This is a genomic window from Microvirga roseola, from assembly GCF_020866965.1.
GTDB lineage: Bacteria > Pseudomonadota > Alphaproteobacteria > Rhizobiales > Beijerinckiaceae > Microvirga > Microvirga roseola.
The window spans coordinates 1-1,312 of sequence record NZ_JAJATX010000153.1; the positions used below are offsets into that span (position 1 = coordinate 1).

The 1,312-nt window shown below is 66.4% G+C and carries 1 protein-coding gene and 1 pseudogene; both read left to right on the forward strand.

Annotated features, from left to right (window positions below; translation table 11 throughout):
- The coding region (locus tag LG661_RS24610; RefSeq protein WP_230534628.1) for a fumarylacetoacetate hydrolase family protein at positions 1-1,008 on the forward strand (1,008 nt) is incomplete at its 5' end.
- Positions 1,009-1,023: 15 nt separating this feature from the next.
- Positions 1,024-1,128: pseudogene (locus tag LG661_RS25645) on the forward strand (fumarylacetoacetate hydrolase family protein); the annotation flags it as partial.
- Positions 1,129-1,312 lie beyond the last annotated feature (184 nt).

Below are 1,312 nucleotides of genomic sequence, written 5' to 3' on the forward strand. Positions count from 1 at the left end.
TCTCTCAAACAAGGCCGTGACGGCCGGCTTGTCGTCGTCTCAAGGGATCTCACCCGTGCGACGGACGCATTTTTCATCGTTCCCACGCTCCAGCAAGCCCTGGACGACTGGGACACGGTCGCCCCCCGCCTGCAGGACCTGGCCGAGCAGCTCGAGCACGGCTCCGTGCCCTCCTTCCGCTTCCACGAGCACGACTGCGCCTCGCCCCTGCCCCGGGCCTACCAGTGGGCCGACGGCTCGGCCTATGTGAACCACGTGGAACTGGTGCGCAAAGCCCGCGGGGCCGAGATGCCGGAGAGCTTCTGGACCGACCCGCTCATGTACCAGGGCGGCTCGGACGCCTTCCTCGGCCCCCGCGATCCGATCCCGGCCGTGGACGAGGCGCACGGCATCGACTTCGAGGCGGAGGTGGCGGTGATCACCGGTGACGTGCCCCTGGGCGCCAGCCGCGAGGAGGCCGCCGGCGCCATCCGCCTGATCGTGCTCGTCAACGACGTCTCCTTGCGCAACCTGATCCCGGGAGAGCTCGCCAAGGGCTTCGGCTTCTTCCAGGCCAAGCCCTCCTCGGCCTTCTCGCCCGTGGCGGTCACCCCCGACGAGCTGGGGGAGGCCTGGGACGGGGCCAGGCTGCACCTGCCGCTGCTCTCGCGCCTCAACGGCCAGCCCTTCGGCCGGCCCGATGCCGGCGTGGACATGACCTTCGACTTTCCGACCCTGATCGCGCATGCGGCCAGGACGCGGCCGCTGGGAGCCGGCGCGGTCATCGGCTCCGGCACTGTGTCGAACAAGGATGCGGATGGCGGGCCGGGCAGGCCGGTGTCCGAGGGGGGCCTGGGCTATTCCTGCCTGGCGGAGCTGCGCACGGTGGAGACCCTGCGCCAGGGGGAGGCGAGGACGCCGTTCCTGCGCTGCGGCGACACGGTGCGCATCGAGATGAAGGACCGGGCCGGACAATCCATCTTCGGCGCCATCGAGCAGAAAGTCGAAAACTACCAGAAAGACGGTTGAGAAGGACGGCACNTCCTGCGCTGCGGCGACACGGTGCGCATCGAGATGAAGGACCGGGCCGGACAATCCATCTTCGGCGCCATCGAGCAGAAAGTCGAAAACTACCAGAAAGACGGTTGAGAAGGACGGCACGCAGGAGTTGCTTTGACGCAAATGAAATCCTCCTCTGGTGCGCTGACCATGCTTGTCCGGTTTACTTCTGCCACCTGAGTTGGCGACAACTATTGTTAAGTAGTTGGCAGACGCTGCCGGCGATGCTCCCTAGGCTCAGGACCTATTAATTTGGGCTGAGGTGTGATTCAGA